Origin of the sequence: Chryseobacterium ureilyticum (assembly GCF_900156735.1) — a bacterium.
GTDB classification, from domain to species: Bacteria; Bacteroidota; Bacteroidia; order Flavobacteriales; family Weeksellaceae; genus Chryseobacterium; species Chryseobacterium ureilyticum.
Genome location: NZ_FTOL01000001.1, coordinates 42,032 through 61,913, shown reverse-complemented (window position 1 = coordinate 61,913; position 19,882 = coordinate 42,032). Strand labels below are relative to the sequence as shown.

General features: G+C 35.0%; 11 protein-coding genes. 1 reads left to right on the top strand and 10 read right to left on the bottom strand.

Annotation, left to right across the window (positions count from 1 at the left end):
* Positions 1–198: 198 nt before the first annotated feature.
* Entirely contained in the window at positions 199–1,728 is a 1,530-nt protein-coding gene (locus tag BW983_RS00255) for an aldehyde dehydrogenase family protein (protein WP_076549009.1), read from the bottom strand.
* Between the two features lie 182 nt (positions 1,729–1,910).
* Between BW983_RS00255 and BW983_RS00250 the strand changes: the two genes are divergently transcribed.
* On the top strand, positions 1,911–2,849 hold the full coding sequence (locus BW983_RS00250) for a helix-turn-helix domain-containing protein (RefSeq protein ID WP_076549007.1): 939 nt from the start codon (positions 1,911–1,913) through the stop codon (positions 2,847–2,849).
* Between the two features lie 59 nt (positions 2,850–2,908).
* Here the strand turns inward: BW983_RS00250 and BW983_RS00245 are convergent, their stop codons facing one another.
* From BW983_RS00245 to BW983_RS00205, 9 genes are all read right to left on the bottom strand, one after another.
* Positions 2,909–4,585 carry a RagB/SusD family nutrient uptake outer membrane protein gene (locus tag BW983_RS00245; RefSeq protein WP_076549006.1) on the bottom strand — a complete coding sequence of 559 codons (1,677 nt, stop codon included), beginning with the start codon at positions 4,583–4,585 and terminating at the stop codon, positions 2,909–2,911.
* A gap of 12 nt (positions 4,586–4,597) precedes the next feature.
* Positions 4,598–7,450 carry a SusC/RagA family TonB-linked outer membrane protein gene (locus BW983_RS00240; RefSeq protein WP_076549004.1) on the bottom strand — a complete coding sequence of 951 codons (2,853 nt, stop codon included), beginning with the start codon at positions 7,448–7,450 and terminating at the stop codon, positions 4,598–4,600.
* A gap of 558 nt (positions 7,451–8,008) precedes the next feature.
* Positions 8,009–9,598, bottom strand: coding sequence for a RagB/SusD family nutrient uptake outer membrane protein (locus tag BW983_RS00235; protein WP_076549003.1), 1,590 nt, complete (start codon positions 9,596–9,598; stop codon positions 8,009–8,011).
* A 13-nt stretch (positions 9,599–9,611) separates the two neighbouring features.
* Complete coding sequence (locus BW983_RS00230; RefSeq protein WP_076549001.1) at positions 9,612–12,494, bottom strand: SusC/RagA family TonB-linked outer membrane protein; 2,883 nt, start codon at positions 12,492–12,494, stop codon at positions 9,612–9,614.
* Positions 12,495–12,911: 417 nt separating this feature from the next.
* Entirely contained in the window at positions 12,912–14,240 is a 1,329-nt protein-coding gene (locus tag BW983_RS00225; RefSeq protein WP_076549000.1) for a hydroxymethylglutaryl-CoA synthase family protein, read from the bottom strand.
* 182 nt (positions 14,241–14,422) lie between these two features.
* Positions 14,423–16,933 carry a M1 family metallopeptidase gene (locus BW983_RS00220; protein WP_076548998.1) on the bottom strand — a complete coding sequence of 837 codons (2,511 nt, stop codon included), beginning with the start codon at positions 16,931–16,933 and terminating at the stop codon, positions 14,423–14,425.
* A gap of 23 nt (positions 16,934–16,956) precedes the next feature.
* The gene (locus BW983_RS00215; protein WP_076548996.1) at positions 16,957–17,175 is read right to left on the bottom strand and encodes a hypothetical protein; all 219 of its coding nucleotides are present in this window, start codon (positions 17,173–17,175) and stop codon (positions 16,957–16,959) included.
* Between the two features lie 183 nt (positions 17,176–17,358).
* The gene (locus BW983_RS00210; protein ID WP_139329192.1) at positions 17,359–18,798 is read right to left on the bottom strand and encodes a hypothetical protein; all 1,440 of its coding nucleotides are present in this window, start codon (positions 18,796–18,798) and stop codon (positions 17,359–17,361) included.
* Positions 18,799–18,898: 100 nt separating this feature from the next.
* On the bottom strand, positions 18,899–19,693 hold the full coding sequence (locus BW983_RS00205) for a thymidylate synthase (protein ID WP_076550741.1): 795 nt from the start codon (positions 19,691–19,693) through the stop codon (positions 18,899–18,901).
* Positions 19,694–19,882: the final 189 nt, after the last annotated feature.

Genomic DNA, 19,882 nt, shown 5'->3' with positions numbered 1-19,882 from the left:
TTATGGGATAATAGTTTCCTGCTCATCCGCTGTATTCCGGATAAGACTGATATTCTCTGCGTGAGGGATAGTAAGGGTGGCGAGGAACGAGCCGGTGCGGAATGCAATGAAGCACCGAAATGAAATGGAGCCCTGCATAGCCCGACCGGTTTGCCCTGGAATAAGCCAAGGCAATCGGGCACGTCCTAAAATTTAATATTAAAAGAAACCTAACTTGTTTTTGTTATAAGAGATCAGCATATTTTTGGTCTGACGATAATGATCGAGCATCATTTTATGATTTTCTCTACCAATTCCAGACTGCTTGTAACCACCGAAAGGTGCTCCAGCCGGATATGAATGATATTGATTCACCCAAACTCTTCCCGCTTCAATCTGACGCGGAATATTATATAGCTGATGGGCATCTCTGGTCCATACTCCTGCTCCAAGCCCGTAGATGGTATCGTTAGCTATTTTCACAGCTTCGTCTTCATCTTTAAAGGTTGTGAATGCCAGCACCGGACCGAAGATTTCTTCCTGGAAGATTCTCATTTTATTGTTCCCTTTGAAAATGGTTGGCTGAATGTAGAATCCGTCTTCAAGATCATCTCCTAAGTTGTTTACAGCACCACCTACCAATACTTCAGCTCCTTCCTCTACTCCAAGTTGGATATAAGAGAGAATTTTATCTTTCTGAATCTGAGAAGCCTGTGCTCCCATCATTACAGTTTTGTCTAATGGGTTCCCTACCTTGATAGCTTTCACTCTTTCTACCACTCTTTCTATAAATGCATCTGCGATATCTTCTTGTACTAAAAGTCTTGATGGACATGTACAAATTTCTCCCTGATTAAGGGCAAAAAGAACAGCTCCTTCAATGGCTTTATCAAGGAATTCATCATCTGCATCCATTACTGAATTGAAGAATACATTCGGTGACTTTCCTCCCAATTCTAGGGTAACAGGGATGATATTTTCTGTTGCATACTGCATTACTAATCGACCTGTAGCCGTGGAGCCTGTAAATGCTGCTTTAGCAACTTTAGGGTTTGTCACTAGTGCTCTTCCCAACTCAGCACCGAAGCCGTTAACAATATTTATAACGCCGGCAGGTAGTAAGTCTCCAACCAATTCCATTAAAACCATAATGGAAACAGGGGTACTTTCTGCAGGCTTCAATACGACGCAATTTCCAGCAGCCAATGCCGGAGCCAGCTTCCAAACTGCCATCAGAATAGGGAAATTCCAAGGGATAATCTGTGCTATTACTCCAAGTGGTTCATGAACGATAAGAGAAACGGTATCTTTATCCAATTCATTATGCGATCCTTCTTCTGCACGAATGACAGAAGCAAAGTATCTGAAATGATCGATTGCCAATGGCATATCTGCTGCCAAAGTTTCTCTTACTGCTTTACCGTTGTCTATAGTTTCTACGGTAGCAAGATATTCTAGGTTCTGCTCAATTCTGTCTGCGATTTTGTTCAGGATGATGCTTCGCTCTGTAGATGAAGTATTTTTCCAGGTTTGAAATGCTTTTTCTGCAGCATCTACAGCTAGCTCCAAATCTTCTTTGGTTGAATGGGCAACCTGAGTGAAATTTTTACCATCAACAGGTGAAACCACATCAAAATATTGTCCTTTAACTGGAGGTGTAAATTCCCCCCCAATATAGTTATCATATCTGCTTTTAAACTCCGGACGCTGTAAAAGTGTTGCCGATCTTGGTTCTGTAAGTGTGCTCATAGTATTCTTATTTTATTTTTTCGATAATGCCAAATTACATGCAGATGCTTCAAAAAATATAGCACAATCGTATAAAAAAAGTGCAAAATCGTCTTACGATATGAATTTTATCATTTTATTAACAGCAACATAGGCTTGGATTTTATATATTTGAAATACTGGTTTCCTTAATTTTTTTAGAAATGAATAACGATAGAAAGCTTTTATTAGATACTCCTAAATTGACACACGAAAAGCAACTATTGAGGCTGGTTGAAAACCAGACTACATTCAATATGAACAATTGTGAATTCAGCATTTATGAAACACACAAGGCTGCTTTTGGGGTAGAGCTTCATTTTGAAAATATTGCATTCACGGCTATGCTAAGAGGTAAAAAGCATATGAAGCTGGATAACAAAACCAACTATTTTGATTATTTGCCGGGTGAAAGTATTTTAGTTGCTCCCGGAGAAACTATGGTTATTGATTTCCCGGAAGCTGATGAAACGGCTACCCAATGTATTTCTTTAAGTCTTAATCCTGATTTTATAGAAGATTCTCTTAATTATCTGAATTATAATCTCCCTAAGGTAGATGAATCTTCCCAGTGGAATATTCAACTGGATGAGTATTTTCTTTTTAATAATCAGGCGCTGGCTTCTGCCACAAATAATATTATGAGGATTGCTATGGACGATAATTCTCAGAAGGATATTATGGCAGATTTTGCACTTAAAGAGCTTTTAATAAGGCTCATGCAGACACAGGCAAGAAGTCTGGTCGAAAAGAATATTATAAAGAATAAGTCCAGAATAGGCTTTGTGGTGGATTATATTAAAAGAAATCTCCATCAGAAATTATCTATTGAGAGTATTGCCAAACTTGCTTATGTGAGTAAATCCAACTTTTTTAAAATGTTCAGGGATGAGCTGGGGATCTCTCCAAATGACTTTATTCTACAGGAAAGAATCAATAAGGCTAAGGAATTGCTGGCGGGGCAAAACAGCATTAAAGAGACTGCTTTTCAGACAGGTTTTTCTGATACCAATTATTTTACGAGAGTTTTTAAGCAGCTGGTTGGGATTACTCCTAAAAACTATCAGATCAATCTGTTTATTCAAAATAATAATACGCATTAATGATACAAAAAAACCCCTGAAGTAAACTTCAAGGGCAATTTTAAGTATGTTAACAATGACTAGTAGTAACCGTCATTTTGTTCCATATTCGGGTTTGCGGACATTTCCTTAATTGGAATAGGTAGAATATATCTGTAATCACCATTCTTAAGGTTCTTAACCGGGATAATATCGTCGGTATTGTTTCTGTCCATTTCAACATTAGCTTTTGCAGCAAGTCTTCTTAGGTCAATAAAACGGTGTCCTTCAAGAGCTAATTCAACTCTACGTTCTTTCAGGATATCTTCGTAAGCTGCTTGAGTATTAGAATAAGTAGGCGTTACTGCTGCGTTTGCATAGTTTCTAGCTTCTCTTACTTTCTGAATCAAGTCGTGTGCTGTTGAAAGGTTTCCTGCAGCTACTTCAGCTTCAGCAAGAATAAAATACATCTCTGATAATCTGAAAACTTTAACATCATTTCTGGTAGATGTACTTGTTTTCCCAGGATATTTATCAATTACCAATGCATCTTTTCTTGTATTTCCAGCTGTTGCACTAGCATAATCAGCTTTCGCATCTGAAGAAGGGTCTACATAAGCATATTTTCTGATATCTCCTGGTGTATTTTTGAAGATGTTATATAAGTTTCTCCCCCAGAACCACATTGGTGTTCCTTTAAGGTTAGAATTATTGGTATTCCATCTTGATCCCATAGATCCACCTGCTCCTAAAGGAAGTCTGTTTAGTGAGAATATAACTTCACCGTTATCACTATCTGCCCACATTCTTCTATATGGATTGAAAGAACCTCCTGCAATACCATTTCCGTTTGTAGCATCAATTCCTCCATAGAATGCAATATTCCAATTTTTAGTTACTGGCTCTGTAAATTTTCCAGAATTAAATGGATTACCGCTTGCATCTTTAACTACAGTATTTATTCCCTCGATAGGCATTGCAGCTGTAAGAGATAATCCAGATTCAGTAATTACTGCTTGTGCATATTGCTTAGCTAATGCTGTCTCACCTCTATAAAGGTTAAAACGAGCAGCAACAGCGTTTACAAAGTTCTTATCAACGAAATATCTCATTGGATTTTTAGCACCTCCTAAAATACCTCTTGCATAATCTAAATCAGCATTAATGAAGTCATAAACATCCTGATTTTTTACTCTAGGTAGCTGAACATCCGTAGAAGGAACGTCTTTTACAAGCATAACTCCTAACGCATTAGCATCTTTCATATCTTTAGAAAAATATGCTTCAAGCTGTACGTAGCAATAAGCTCTTATGGCTCTAGCCTGTGCAAGAATTTCATTATATGTTTGCTTCTCTTTGTCTGAAGTAGGTGTAACTTTCTTAGCTCCTTCAAGAAGTCTGTTTACTCTATTGATTACTTTATAGTGATTTAACCAAATCCCGTCACTTGAAGCAGTACTTACAGTTCCACCAGTAACCACAGGGCTTGCAGCATCAAGGAAATGTCTGTGTAGTGCATATTCCTGTCCGCCACTTCCTGATCCAGGCTTTACTTCATCTGTAAAAACAGCAGTAAAATAGATCTCATCGATAGGATCTAGCTGAGCATATATAGATCCATTCAGAACTTCACTTAAATTAGCAACACTTGTATATAAATCTTGTTCCTGTAACTCTCCTGCCTGCTTGATATCAAGAGCATCCTGGCAGCTGTTCAATGTAAATGCTGCAGAAGATAAAGTAGCTACAATTAAGACTGTATTTATAATTCTTTTCATAATCTTTCTATATTAAAAATCAACATTTAAACCTACTGATACGGTTTTTGGGTTAGGGTATACGTTTAGTGAATACGTAGTAATTGGTTCCGGATCAAATCCTTTCCATTTTGTCCAAGTATAAAGGTTTTCAGCCTGAACAAAAACTTTGATACCTCTTACCGGTAGCTTCCCTAATTGGTTTTTGTTAAATGTATATCCTAAAGAGATATTCTTAAGTCTTATAAAATCTGATCTGTGCAGGAATCTGTCTGAAGAACCTAAACTAAGGTTAGAAGCCTCTAGTGATGGTACGTCAGTATTCTTGTTCTGAGGAGTCCAAGCATCTAAAAGATCAGCAGAAAGGTTTCTGTTTGCTGCTGCATTCGGATCCATTACCCAAGAATATAAGTTGTCATAGATCCATCCTCCTTGTTGGAAAGAGAATAATGTATCTAGGAACCAACCTTTGTGTTGTAAATTAAATCCAAAACCTCCAGTGAACTTTGCATATCTTGATTTCCCTGTTAATCTTCTGTCTCCAGCTGTAGGAGCCTCAGTGATATTCCCATTCTTATCAAGGAACTGTAGATTTCCGTTTTCAGAATTCACACCAAGGTATGGATATAACTGATATTGACCTGCAGGACCTCCAATAGCATGTACTACATCACCAGCTAAGTTTTCGCTGGACATGGAAACAATCTTGTTAGAGTTGTATGCACCATTCGCGAAAATAGATAGTTTGGTATTTTCAGTTTTGATTGCGTTATATCTGATCAAACCTTCAATACCTTTGTTATCAAGGATTCCATCATTACCTCTGATTGAATAGTAACCGGTAGCTGAAGATTTCTGAAGATCGTTGAACATTCTTGATGTTCTTTTCTGATAGTAATCTACACTACCTTCAAGAATTCCTTTGTAGTTATAATCAACTCCAATGTTAGTTTGTTTTACCTGCTCCCACTTTAAGTAAGGGTTTGACAGGTTAACAAAGTTATAACCTAACATATTCTGGTATCCTGAGTAACCGTTATATAAATCAAGGAAGTTATTTGGAAGTAATGCCAATGGGTTCGCATTATCTGATGCAATTCCTAAATTCTGGTTACCTGTAGTACCAATGGAAGCTCTCAGTTTAAGCAATCTGAATCCAGAATTTGCCATGAAGCTTTCTTTGTCAATATTCCATCTTGCAGCTACTGACCAGAAAGTTTCCCATCTGTTTGTAGGTAAGAAACGGTAAGATCCATCTCTTCTTATCACCCCACTTACTCCATATTTATCTTGGAAATCATAGTCAATAGTTCCAAAATAAGCTAATGTACCTGCATTTGTTCTTGTAGCAGTTGCAGAAGGTCTGTACAAGTTCGGGGTATCTGGGTTAAATGGAATATAACCTGTTCCTGCACCAAATTCCCACTGTAAAGGATTCAATCCATTTTGTCTTTGAGTAGTAGAGCTTACATGAGCTTTGATATAATCCATGTATGCTGCTGCACTAATAGTATGATCTCCAAAAGACTTATTGAATGAAATATTTGTAATACTGTTGAATGTTAAATCCTGTGTATTTGTAAATTCTTCACTACCTCCATAAGTAGCCTGATCACTAGCAGCTACACTGTTTGAAAGGTATCCAAGAGGTGATCTTGCAAAAATTCTTTTATATTCTTTATACTCAATACCTGTTCTGTTTCCAATACTTAGGTAATCTGTAATTTTATAATTTACATTGGCATTGGCAGAGATACTTAATTCTGTAAATCTGTTTCTAATACCACCGTTGATATTGTCCTGAAGAATCCATTGTCTGCTGGCAGCAGTATCTCCTCCTACAGCATTGAATAAATCACGTCCATTCGCATATGGAGAAGGTGCAATATATGGTCTTGAAAGAACACCCCCGAATAATGGGTTTTGAAGGGTATTGTTAGCAATTCCAGAGTTTGTTTCATCATCCAACTGATTTCTCTTAGAATATCCTAAACCAATGATAGTACCGAAAGTCAGTTTCCCATCTTTAGATTTACCATTCATGTTATTTCTTAAAGTAAATCTTTTGAAATCAGTAGATTTCACAGTACCTTCACTGTCTACGTATCCTAGAGAGAAAAAGTTATTGATGTTTTCTCCACCTCCAGTAATGGAAAGGTTATGCTGCTGAGAAATACCAATACGGGTAAATTGTTTACTCCAATCAGTGTCTGTATCAAAATTGTTGATCTGATCTCTTGTTAATTCATTCCCTCTACCAGTTTGTAAAGTTTTTTGAATATGTAACAACTGTTGAGCATTAGACATGTTGTACTTAGTATCAGGTAACTGACTGAAAGATGTCAAAGCATCATAAGATACTTTTAATCCTGAGTTAAATTTACCTCCTTTTGTAGTAATTACAACAACACCGTTTGCAGCTCTGTTACCATAGATAGCAGTTGCCTGAGCATCTTTCAGAATACTGAAAGTATCAATATCATAAGAGTTCAGGTTTCTGAACTGAGATCCTGAAGTAATAACTCCGTCAATAACATATAATGGGTCTGTAGAACCATTAAGGGAGCTTGTTCCTCTAATCAGGATATTAAATTTTCCAGAACCTGGAGAACCAGATGCTGAGTTAACCACGATACCAGGAGCTGTTCCTTGAATCGAGTTTAGTACCGAGATATTCGGTCTATTTTCCAAGGTTTCAGAACCAACTGTTACCGAAGAAGTTGTAGTTTTAGCTTTTGTAGCTGTTTTACTATATCCTAGTACAACTACTTCCTCAATTTTAGTCTCTTTGTCCTTACCGTTCTTAGAGTCTTTTTCTTGAGCTAACACAGCCTGACCTGTAAAAAACAGAACCCCTGCTGTCAAAACACGCAATTTCACATTCATATTAACAGATTTTAATATATTCAAGAGGACAAATATGTTAATAAATATTAGCAACATCAATTTATTAAAAGGCTAAAAGCGCTTACCAGAAAGGGCATATCCGCATTGAACAGAAAAAAACAATAAAGAAAAACGATAATTACATTTAAAATTTTAACAAAAAATAAAGCATTTCAAACATTAAGGGAATTTTAATAAATATTAAAATAAAAATCAAAGTCCATTAATTAACCAAATACAACGAAAAATATAAACCAAAATAAATAATATAAGTTAAAAATATAAAACAAACCATTGTATAATTTTAGTTAAAATGAAGCCAAAAAACACTGCATTTTATGGAAAATATATTAAAATAGACTATTTAAAAAACAAAAAGACTGCCTTAAAAGACAGTCTTACTGAAGTTAAAATTAAAAATTTGTTAATATGTTATATTATAAATTCAGCTTAAACAACACGTTTTTTTAAGTAAATTTTTCATTATTTACGGTTAATTGAATTGTATTTTTCACTATAACTCAATTACCTTTTTAAGCTAACCTAAATATTCATTTTTTACCATCCCGGGTTTTGCTGTGAAGCAAGTGTAGGATTGTTTACTACCTCATCATTTGGAATAGGCCAAAGGATTCTGAAGTCTGTTTTTGGAATCATTGCCACTCCTAAAGGTCCTGTATATGGAGTTCCTAGTGTAAAGGAAGCAGCTGTAGGCATTCCGTTTGCCATTTTAGCAGGTATACCAGGAGTTGGTACCAAATCATCATAAAGTAATCTATGAATATCTCCCCATCTCATCCCTTCGCCCAAGAATTCAATTCTACGTTCTGTAATGATCGCATCCACAAGTGCTGTAGCATTTGCAAATGATGATGATGTATATGCCTGAGTTGCAGGATTAGCCAATGATCTGTTTCTTACTTTGTTTAATAATTCTAGTGCAGCTGCGCTATTTCCTAATCTTGCATTAGCTTCTGCCATTGATAAAACCACCTCAGCGTATCTCATGATTGGAGCTCCATCTGATAAGTTCGTAACATCTTTATACTTATTAACGAATTTAACCCCTGAAGCAGCTGTTCTTACCATCAAAGTATCTCTTCTTCTTTTATCATCAACCAACCATTTAGAGTTTCTCCAGATAATAGGACTGATACATACTAATGATCTGTCATTATACATTGATGCCAACCCAGCATTAGTTCCAGGATTAGTATTTGCAGAGTTTTCAATAGTAAAGATAGATTCTGTATTATTATAGTTATTAGCTACAATAAATGGAACCTCCGGAGTTAAAGTAAGAGTATATGCAGCTCCCAACTTCGCACCTTCATCAAGCACTTTTTGCCAATTTCTCATATTAAGATAAGCACGAACTTTCAAAGCAATAGCCGCTTCTTTAGTAGCTCTGGTAATTTTAGCATTACCATTTCTTGTTCCTTTACTTGCGGTAAGCGTTTCTGCCAAATTTAAATCAGCCAAAATTTTAGCATATGTTTCTGCGACTGTACCTCTTCCTACTTTAAGTCCCTCTTCAATAGCTGCCGGAGTATTAATAGCAGTCGTACGATAAGGTATTCCCGGGTGACTTGCATCACTTGTAAAATTATATGGACGTGAAAAATGTTTCAATAATTCCAGATGGGCTAGTGCTCTTAAGAAATACATTTCTCCTAAATAATTATCACGCACTGCAGGTTTGATCACTCCTGTTTCGCCTGCTTTTTTTACTCCTTCGATTGTAATATTTGCTTTATTCACCAATCCATAACCATTCACCCAATAATGAGAGTTATTAGGAGAACCTCCATCATAAGTTGCCGTATAAGTAAGCTGATAAAATGTTGCTGTGTTCACCATATCTTCTCCACGTACATCATTCTGCTCTGTATATGCCGCTCCAAAAACGTATCCTCTAGGGGTGTTAGCCGCATCAGGTGCTGTTTTATAAACTCCATTCTGTGCAGCATTATAAACTCCTATAATGGCAAGATCTACATTTACCGGAGTGGTAAAAGCAACATCTTCATAGATATTATTGTAAGGTTGTAAATCTAAGGTATCAGCCTCTGAACAAGATCCTATCATTGCCATTACTAATGATGCTGATAAAACTGATAATCCCCTTTTTATTATATTATTTTTCATTGTTATCTTAATTTTATAGTGAAACATTAAAGCCCATACTGAATACTCTCTGACGAGGAGTTCCATTGAAATCCACTCCTGCATTTTCCATTTCCGGATCAAGACCTTTATATTTAGTAATAATGAATGCATTCTGAGCCTGGAAGTAAACTCTTAAGCCCCTAACTCCAACATTCTTCAAAATATCTTTAGGGAAATTATATCCTAAACTGATCACATCAAACTTTACAAAACTTCCATCTTCTAAAAATCTCGAAGAGGCATTACTCGTAAGGTTAGTAAGCGTATTATCTGCAAAATACAATTTTGGCGTCAACCCATCTCCTGGATTAGACGGACTTTGCCATCTTCCTAAAATTTCAGTTGAGTTATTATTAAAGTTTAAAGTCATCAAATCTCTTCTGGTAGCATTAAAGATCTTATTTCCACCACTATATCTCACGGTAGTTCCTAGATCAAAGTTGTAAAATCTGAACTTTAAACTTACTGCTCCAAAATACTTTGGTAACGAATTTCCTAACACCTTCTTATCAGACTGTGCTAAGATTGATGACTTACTTATATCATTAGGATTAGAAGGATCAAATACTGCATAAACACCTTTTCCTACTACCCCCTGTACTAAACTTCCATCAGCTTTATAGTAAACTGGATTCCCGTTCGCTGCATTTACTCCCCAATATTCAAATCCATAGATAGATCTTAAAGATTCTCCTACTCTAATGATATTGTTTGCACTGGAAAAAATGTCTGCATTATTGTTTGCAAGAGCCAAAACCTTATTACTCATTAATGTAAGGTTAGCATTCACATCCAATCCAAAATTTTCAGTATTGATAACATTGTAATCCACGGAGAATTCAAATCCTTTATTCTTCATATCTCCGATGTTTTTAAAGATACTATTATTTGGAACCCCAAGAGATGGAGCTAACGGAGCCTCAATAATCATATCTGAAATCTTGTTTTCAAAATAATCAAAAGTAAATTTCAATTTATTTTTAAGCAATGATACATCCAATCCGTAATCATACTTGTGACTCGTTTCCCATCTTAAATCCGGATTATAAATCTGAGAATACGCAACACCTGTGTAATCTGCATACTTATAGTTACTGAACAATCCTAAATAGGGATAGTTACCAATATCCGTATTACCTACCTTAGCATAAGAAGCTCTAAGCTTAAGATCAGAAACTATGTTTTCAAGCCCTTGCATGAAATTTTCTTTACTTACTGTCCATCCTACGGATACTCCTGGGAAGTTACCCCATTTATTTTTCATTGGTAATGAAGAAAGACCATCCCTTCTGATAGACGCTTGTAGGAAATATTTTCCTGCATAGTTATAGTTAAATCTTCCAGCATATGATAAAATTCCTTGCTCTGTGATCCCTCCTCCTGATTGTGGAGTTCCTACAGAACTTGAAATAATCCCATTATTGAAGAAAGGTGTAGACAAGTTTGTTCCACCTCCATAGAAACTTTGCAGTTTTTGTTTCTGATATTCATATACAGCTACAGCAGTAATCGTATGCTTTTCAGCAAAGGTTTTATTGAATGTTAAGATGTTTTGAATATTTCCTCTTAGATAATCAGAGAAGTCATTTCTGATATATCCGTTTGATCCACGTCCGTCACCATGTACAGGATTCCAATAAACAAATCCTTTTGTTTGAGATTGGTCAACACTCACCTGAAATCTATAATTCAGGAATGGATATAATCTTATGTCTGAATAAAGAGATCCTATCAATCTGTTTACACTAGATCTCATTTTATTATTATTAAGCGCATACACAATATTTGTAATATTATCACCGGCTAATAATGTATTTTGCCATCTTCCTACTACCCTTGGATCGATAGCATCAATATTATATCCTGTAGGATGATTTGGATTAAAGATAGGTGTATTTGGCAACTGTTTAATTGCGTTATAAATATTTCCAGAAAGCGAAGAAGCTCCTGTATTCAAACCTACATAATCCGTTTTTGTAAAACTAAGGTTTGTTCCGATTTTCATCCACTCGAACGCCTGATGATCTACATTTGCTCTTGTAGAAAATCTTTGCATTTCGTTAGGAATCGCAACTCCTTCCTGTTTTGTATATCCGATAGATGTGTAGTAATTAGATTTACCAAACGACCCTGATGCAGACAATGTATTATCCGTCTGAAAAGCTGCAGATCTTAAAACCGCTTTCTGCCAGTCCGTATTATATTCTGTTCCGAATGCTACAGCACTTTGCCCTGCATTCGCTCTTTTTTCATTCGAAATTGCAATAAAATCAGGAGTCTGAAGTAAGTTATACAAACCAACCGGCATTGCATACCCAGCATAGTTACTGAAATTCAAACTTAATCGTCCCCCTTTTCCTTTTTTAGTAGTAATCAATACTACCCCATTAGCAGCTCTTGAACCATAAATAGCGGTGGAAGCACCATCTTTTAAAACTTCAAAAGATTCAATATCATTAGGGTTAATATCACCCAGTCCATTCGTAGAAGTTTGTCCTCCAACGTCTCCTGAGAAGATTGGAATACCATCAACAATATACAACGGTGATGTACCCGAAGTAATAGATGCAATCCCTCTGATTCTCACTCTTGGTGGTTCCCCTAAGATACCAGTAGCACTTGTGATCTGCACTCCGGCAGCCTTACCTGCAAGCTGTTGTTCAAAACTCGGAGCTGCAATATTGGAAACATCTGCAGCCTTAATAGACGTTACAGCACCCGTAACTTCTTTTTTCTTCTGCGTTCCATATCCCACAACAACAACTTCATCAATTTCTTTCGTAGAAACTGTGTCTTTTTTTACCTTTTGTGCCATAAGACCTTGCCCTATAAAAAACAGGACTCCGGCACTTAGCACAGATAATTTTCCATTCATATTAACAAATTTTAAGATATTCCGATGACAAATATGTTAATAAGAACTAAGAGTTTCAAATTATAAAATACTAATAAAACGTTTGTTTAAGTTAAAAATATCCATTAAAATATAAATATTAATACATATTATAAATATAAATTAAATAAAATAAAAAAGAATACGCAAACAATTTAACTTTAACAGAATTTTAACAACAATTAAAAAATCATTCACATTACATTAAAAAATAAAAATAGATTAAAAATTTAAACTAAATAATAAATTTAGTAGTAAAATATTCAAAAATAAACATCTCATTTTTTCATAAAAAACACCAAAATGATGAAAAATAATTAAATATAACCCCCAAATATTCATAAAAAAACAAAGCATTCCGCAAAATGGAATGCTTTTTATAAATAAACATAAAATATATTAATCTTGATAATTATAATATCGAGCGCCATTCAAAACAGGATTATTGGTTTCTATAAAAGTAAGACCAAATCCTTTGTAACCGGGATTCACAGACTGTTCCAGTTGTTTTCTGTGAAGTTTTTCGTAGGTTTCAAAATCCACACCAGTTCTATTCTTCATGTTTTCAAATAAATTCCACTTATCCACTACTGTTTTCCATTTATCTGAAATTTTTCCTGCAAATACTTTAGATTTCGAACCGCTACCATATCCAAAGAAGCCAATTTCTTTTCCTGACAGATCTTCTCCCTCATTAAAAGAAGTCTGTAAACCGGAAAGAAACGCCATAAAAATAGAAGCGGTATACATATTTCCAATCTCTGATGAAGCACGTTGAGTTCTTTCTATTTTTTGATTGATAAGCTGAAGATAGTTTTCAGATTTTGCAACAGCTTTTTGCTCATCCGGAGTTCCATAAGGAAGTTCATTTTCAAGACTGTAAATCTCTGTAAAAACTCTTTTACCATGAAAAGCATAAGGAAGATGGAAGACAATATAACGCCATTTATCATAAGGCTTTTCTTCTCCTGTAATTTCTTTATAGTGCTGATATGCTTCTCTAATCCTGTCCTGATAACACTGATTAGAATACTGCCCATCAAAAACCGGCTCATCTGTAAAGACTTCTATTTTATCAGGGAATGCTTCCGGTGCACCGCTCAAATCTTCTTTTTTATATTGTCTTCTTGGTTTAAAGAAGTCAAAAACACTGTCTGTAGCAACTCCCCAATGGTTTTCAATTTCAAGGAGGTCAGGATTCGAGGAAATCAGTAAAGAAACAGCACCTCCTCCTTGAGTATATTCTCCTGAAGACGCCAATTCATATTTTGCGTAATCACTTGCTATCACAACCGCTTTTTTATCTGGATTCACTCTTACAAAGTCTAAAGCATTATGTAAAGCATCCACAGCTCCGATACATGCAAAAGTCATATCTACCACATCACAGTTTCTGAAGACTCTTTCTCCAAATTCTGCTTCCAAAACTTTTTCAACCATCTGCATTGCATAAGAAGCCGTTGGTTTTGCTGCATCCAAAGCACTTTCCGTACCCAAATAAATTCTTGAAATTTCTCTGGGATTAATAGTATAGTCTTTAATTAATTTCAACAATGCTTCTGCTGCAAAAGTAGCAGCGTCTTCGTGTACATCCGGAAAACCCATTTTATGAAGTCCTAATCCCTTCTCCAGTTTTGCTGGTTCTATACCTCTTTTTTCAGCTAAATCTTTAATTTCCAAATATAAAGAAGGCACATAATAGCTCGCAGCTTCAATTCCAAAACTCATAATTTTCTAAATTTTAAACGAATTTATGAAAGATAACGCAAAAAACAACGGTAAAAATCACTGATTTTTGTAACATTATCAAAATTCAATAGAGTAATGAGCTTTTCAGAAATTTTCGCATCACATAAAAAAATAAAGCCGACAGATTTGCCGACTTTAGATTATTTATCTTAAATATACTATTATTTATAATTTTCAATTGCTTTATTTAAAGCATCAATCTGTTTATTAATACTTGCAGCGTTTTGTGGATTTTGCTTCAGTAATTCCATTTTCTTTCCTAAACCGTCTTTCAGCATTTGCACGATCATCATTTTAGCTTGAGGATTATCTCCCATTTGATTTTTTGCATACCCTACAATCTTGGTAATGCTTTCAGTAGCTTTTAAATTATCTGAAGTCATAATCCAATTGTAGCCATCTTCCGCCGATTTTCCTAATTCTGGATTCTGGAATTTAATAAACGGATAAAATGCAGCAAGCGGAGCAATGTTTGACATTTGAGAAGTCACTTTATTCTTTACGATAATTGGTAATAACTGTGCCTGTAATTCATCAGAAGCACCTTCCAAATCAATTTTATCAGCCAGAGCATTTGCTTTTGAAGGATCAACGGTGATAAGAGCTCCTAAAGAGTTTCCTTTTACTGCATTGGAAACCGCACCTACTCCTTTTTCAAAAATCGGAAGATACTTTTTATCTTTAGTTTTGGCTAAAGCAGAGATTGCAGCAGCCTGCGTTAATGTTTTAGGATCATTCGTTGCCAGTTTTTCAACGTCAGCTCCTAGCGCTTTCATCTGTTCAGGATTGGAAAGATCCATTAGCTCTAAAGCCTTAATTCTTATTCTGAAGAACGGATCTTTTAATGCAGCTGCTAATAATTTTGTTGCAGCTGGATTTTTCCCCACTTGATCTTTAATTCCCGTTAAAGCAACATATCTGCTTTTAAATTCTTTAGAATTAGTAAACTGCATCAGGTTTTGCTCGGGAGTTTTCGTATCTGTGATATCAGCTAAAAGAACTCCGTCTGCATTGATATTAACCAAATCTGGAGTTTTGGAAACATCAAAACTGAATGTATTTTTCTCATCTGCATTTACCCAAACATTATATCTTTTAGGTTTTCCGTTATCATAGACATCAATGGCAAGTGGAAACTGGAATGGTTGCTCCTGAGTTTGGTTTACCGTTACAGTCACTTGCTTCTTCATTGGTTCAAATGCTGTTGAATAATTAATCTTCGGGTTACCACTTCCAAAATACCATTGATTGAAGAACCAGTTCAAATCTTTCCCTGACACTTTTTCAAAAGAAAGTCTCAATTGATGAGCTTCTGCATTTTGATACTCGTTTGTTTTCAGATAATCATTCATTCCGGCAAAGAAAGCATCATCACCAAGGTAATTTCTTAACATATTAAGAATTCCGCCACCTTTCTGATAGGTTACAAGATCAAATACGTCTTCACGGGATTCATAATTGAATCTTACCAGATTTTTCTTAAAATCGTTCGGATTATGAAGATACATATTTACGTCTGACATCAAATGATAATCCGCCTGGTCTTTTCCGTACTTATATTCATTCCAAAGATATTCTGAATAGTTAGCAAATGATTCATTTACTGTAAGATTACTCCAGCTTTCTGCGGTAACCAGGTCACCAAACCAATGATGGAATAATTCGTGAGCAATAGTATCTTCCCATTTATTTTCATCGATAAGCTGTCCCGGCTTTTGAAGAATATCACTTCCGTGAAGAGTTGCCGTTGTATTTTCCATCGCACCACTTACGTAGTTTCTTCCGGAAATCTGTGCATATTTCGCCCATGGATAATCATAATTCATTTTCTTGGAGAAAAACTCGATCATTTCAGGAGTATTTCCGTAGATCTGTTTTGCGTAAGGTTCATATTCCTTTTCAATATAATAATCTACAGCAATATTTTTCCACTTATCTTTTACTATAGCATACTCTCCTACTCCCATGAAGAAAAGATAAGTGGAATGTCTTTTATCCATCACCCAATGATCTGTTCTCAGACCGTTGGATTCTTTTTGAGAAGTTTTTAAAACTCCATTGGAAAGCGTCACATATTTATCAGGAACGGTCATATAGATTTCCTGTGTGGTTTTTTGATTAGGTTTATCAATGGTTGGAAACCATGCAGAAGAAGATTCAGTTTCTCCCTGAGTCCAGATCTGTGTTGGCAAATCCGGATCTGTTCCCTGAGCATTAATGAAATAAAGTCCTTTGGCATCATTGATTGCCATACTTCCTTCTTGTTTCACTTCATTCGGGCGGGATGTGTATTTGATATAAACGGTGTAGTCCTGATTTTTCTGATAGGTTTTATCCAGTGTAATCTTTAAAACATCATTTTTATAATCATATTTTAAAGGTGATTTTTTACCATTATTATCAAGTGCTACTTCGTGGATCAGCATTCCTTTTGCATCAAGTGTCAGCTCATTGGTTGGATAGAAATATGGTGAAGCGGTAAGCCATTCTTCTCCGTTCATGTGCTCCTTTTGATAGTCGAAATTCACTTTCAGCTTAGTATGTTTTAGCTCCGTAACTTTGGTATGGGTAGCTCTATATACTTTTTCTCTTCCAGAAGTTTCGGTTTGTGCTGATACATTAGCGGAAAACATAATGCCAAGTATAGCCATTGATAAAATCACCTTTCTCATCTGTCTACTTTATTTTTTTAGGTTTATTTTTTAATTATAATGTCAAAAATATCATTGACAAGGGTTTCGTAGTCTCCTGTTTTCAACTGTTCTTTTGTTTTGGCAAAAGCTTTTTTCAGTTCGCTTTCAGGGTTTTCGTCATCAATAATTTCTGCTGAAGCTACTCCTTTCAGTTGAAGTACGATATTTTTCAGTACTTCGGGGTCTGCTCCTTCTTCGATATTTATTTTTAAAAACTTCATAATTTTTGTGATTGGATTTACAATTCAGCCTTTGGTTAAAGGTTAAATCAAGTTCTTTCAAATTTAAAACTTATTTTAGAAACAATAAACTGATTTCCATCTTTAAAAATTGATTTTCATCTGAAATAGAAGGAATTTGGACAATTTATCCCTGAAAACACAAAACTTCCACCTTTTGAATGTTTACTTTATTCTGGTTATTATTCCGTTTTTGTAAAGAAATACAATATTACAGTCAGTCTTTCTTTCAATATTGTAGACATGAATTTTATGGGGATCAATACCATTCATCTGAGATAACATCGGACTTTCCCAGTTATTGTAAAAAATTGGTTCTCTTAATGTAAAACGAGGATTGTTTTTAAACTCGTTGAAAATATCATATTTCAGACATACCTCTCCGTTTTCAATATGGTTTGATTTAAGAGCTGTATTTAATTTTGTGAATATTTCATTATTAAACTGAACGGCATAAGACCAGGAATTTTTCACACTAAGATTCGTAATAACAAGCAGAAAAGCAATAACTGCGAAAAAAGCACTTGCTATTTTGCTCCCGAATTTTAATTTAACCGATAAATAAACGATTACTGAAACGACAAGAAGAGTATAAAAAAGTCTTATAGCACCCAAATTCCTGTTATCAAAACCGAAAATCGTAGGAATGTAGGATGAAAAAAGGAAAATACTCAGTCCAAACATTATTGAAAGGAAAGATATGAACCCAATCCTTTTATATTCTTTTAATTTACTTTTAAAATCATATCCGGAGAATACTTTATAAGTCACGAATGAGATCAAAAAAGCTGATAGTATCTCTATGACATGAAGATTACGAATATTTAATAAGGCTTTATAGATTCCTACAAACAGATCTTTGAAAAATAATTTCAAAGAAAACACTGCGATCTGAAGAACTCTTTTAAATTCAAAAATTTTATCTACTTCATCTCTTTGATAAGAGTTTACAAATAAAGAAGGTTGAATGATTTTCCTGAAAATTACAATGACTCCCGATGTTAATAATAAAAACAGAATTCTTTTTTTATTGTCTTTAATGAGAAATAGGTTTAAAAGTATAAGCGGAAGAAAGATTTCATAACTCAATATTGAAGCAATAAAAAACAGTGAACTTATGATGATCTTTTCACGAACGTAGATGAAATAAATGCTTAATAAAAAGAAAATTGTCGCCAAATTTGAATTAAGCATAATGGAAGAAAACTGAATACTCGTCCCGATTAAGGAACAAGAATATAATAAAGTAATCAGACTCGCCAGTTCTTTTGAAAACATCTTCTTTGCAATGCAGTAAATCGCGAGTAAAGAAAGTGGAAAAAAAAGGACTCCTAAAAGATAGATATATTCATTAGACTTTGAGAAAAAAATCAACGTTCCTGTGACAATACCTGAAACCGGTCTTGCCGCCATTGTGGTGGAGTCTAAAAAAGAATAGAGATAACTGAAGTAAGACTTTGAAATATGTTTTGATTCGTAGAGTTTACTCAGGTCATCCGTTACAATGATCTTCTCTTTAAAAACGGACAAGCTTATGTAAAGATTGTAAACAATTATTAAGATATTTAAAAATATCAGGTAACTATTGTTTAATTTTTTCTCCATATTATTTTTTCAGAATTTGTGGTGATCAATGAATTCTCACAATCATCAAAAATAATAGAAATATACCAATTACAAAAGGATATAAAAGCTGCGAATCACTTTAAATAGCAACAGGAGCTTTAATCCCTGGGTGCGGATCATAGTTTTCCAGCGTAAAGTCTTCGAAATCGAAATCAAAGATGTTTTTAATTTCAGGATTCAGCTTCATGGTAGGAAGAGGTCTTGTTTCTCTTGAAAGCTGTCTGTTTACCTGCTCAAAGTGGTTGTTGTAAATATGAACATCTCCAAAGCTATGAACATAATCTCCTACTTCAAGATCACAAACCTGAGCGACCATCATCAATAACAATGCATAACTTGCGATATTAAAAGGAACACCAAGGAAAACATCTGCACTTCTCTGGTAAAGCTGCAGTGATAATTTTCCGTCAGCTACATAAAACTGAAATAGTGCATGACAAGGCGCCAATGCCATATTTGGAATTTCTGCAACATTCCATGCAGAGACGATTAATCTTCTTGAATCCGGGTTTTTCTTGATTTGATCAATCACTTCTGTGATCTGGTCTACCACTTTTCCATCAGCTCCATTCCAACTTCTCCATTGTGCACCATAAACAGGTCCTAAATTTCCATTTTCATCTGCCCATTCATCCCAAATCCTTACTCCATTATCTTTAAGATATTTGATGTTGGTATCTCCTTTCAAGAACCAAAGCAATTCATAAATAATGGATTTCAAATGCACCTTTTTGGTGGTTACCAATGGAAAACCTTTAGACAGATCATATCTCAGCTGATACCCGAAAACACTTCTTGTTCCGGTACCGGTTCTATCGGTTTTATCAGTTCCGTTGTCTAAAATATGCTGTAAAAGGTCTAGGTAGTTTTGCATTTTGAGAGAAATTTTGTGGTTCAAATTTACTAAAAAAGCTTCAAAAAAAGGCATTCATTTTCTGAATGCCTCTTATTGTTTTATTAAATATTTGTGTATCTGACATCTATGAAACAATGATATAATACATATCCTATTTCAGGACTACAAAACAGAAACACTGATTTTTTCATTATTTCCGCTGATAGA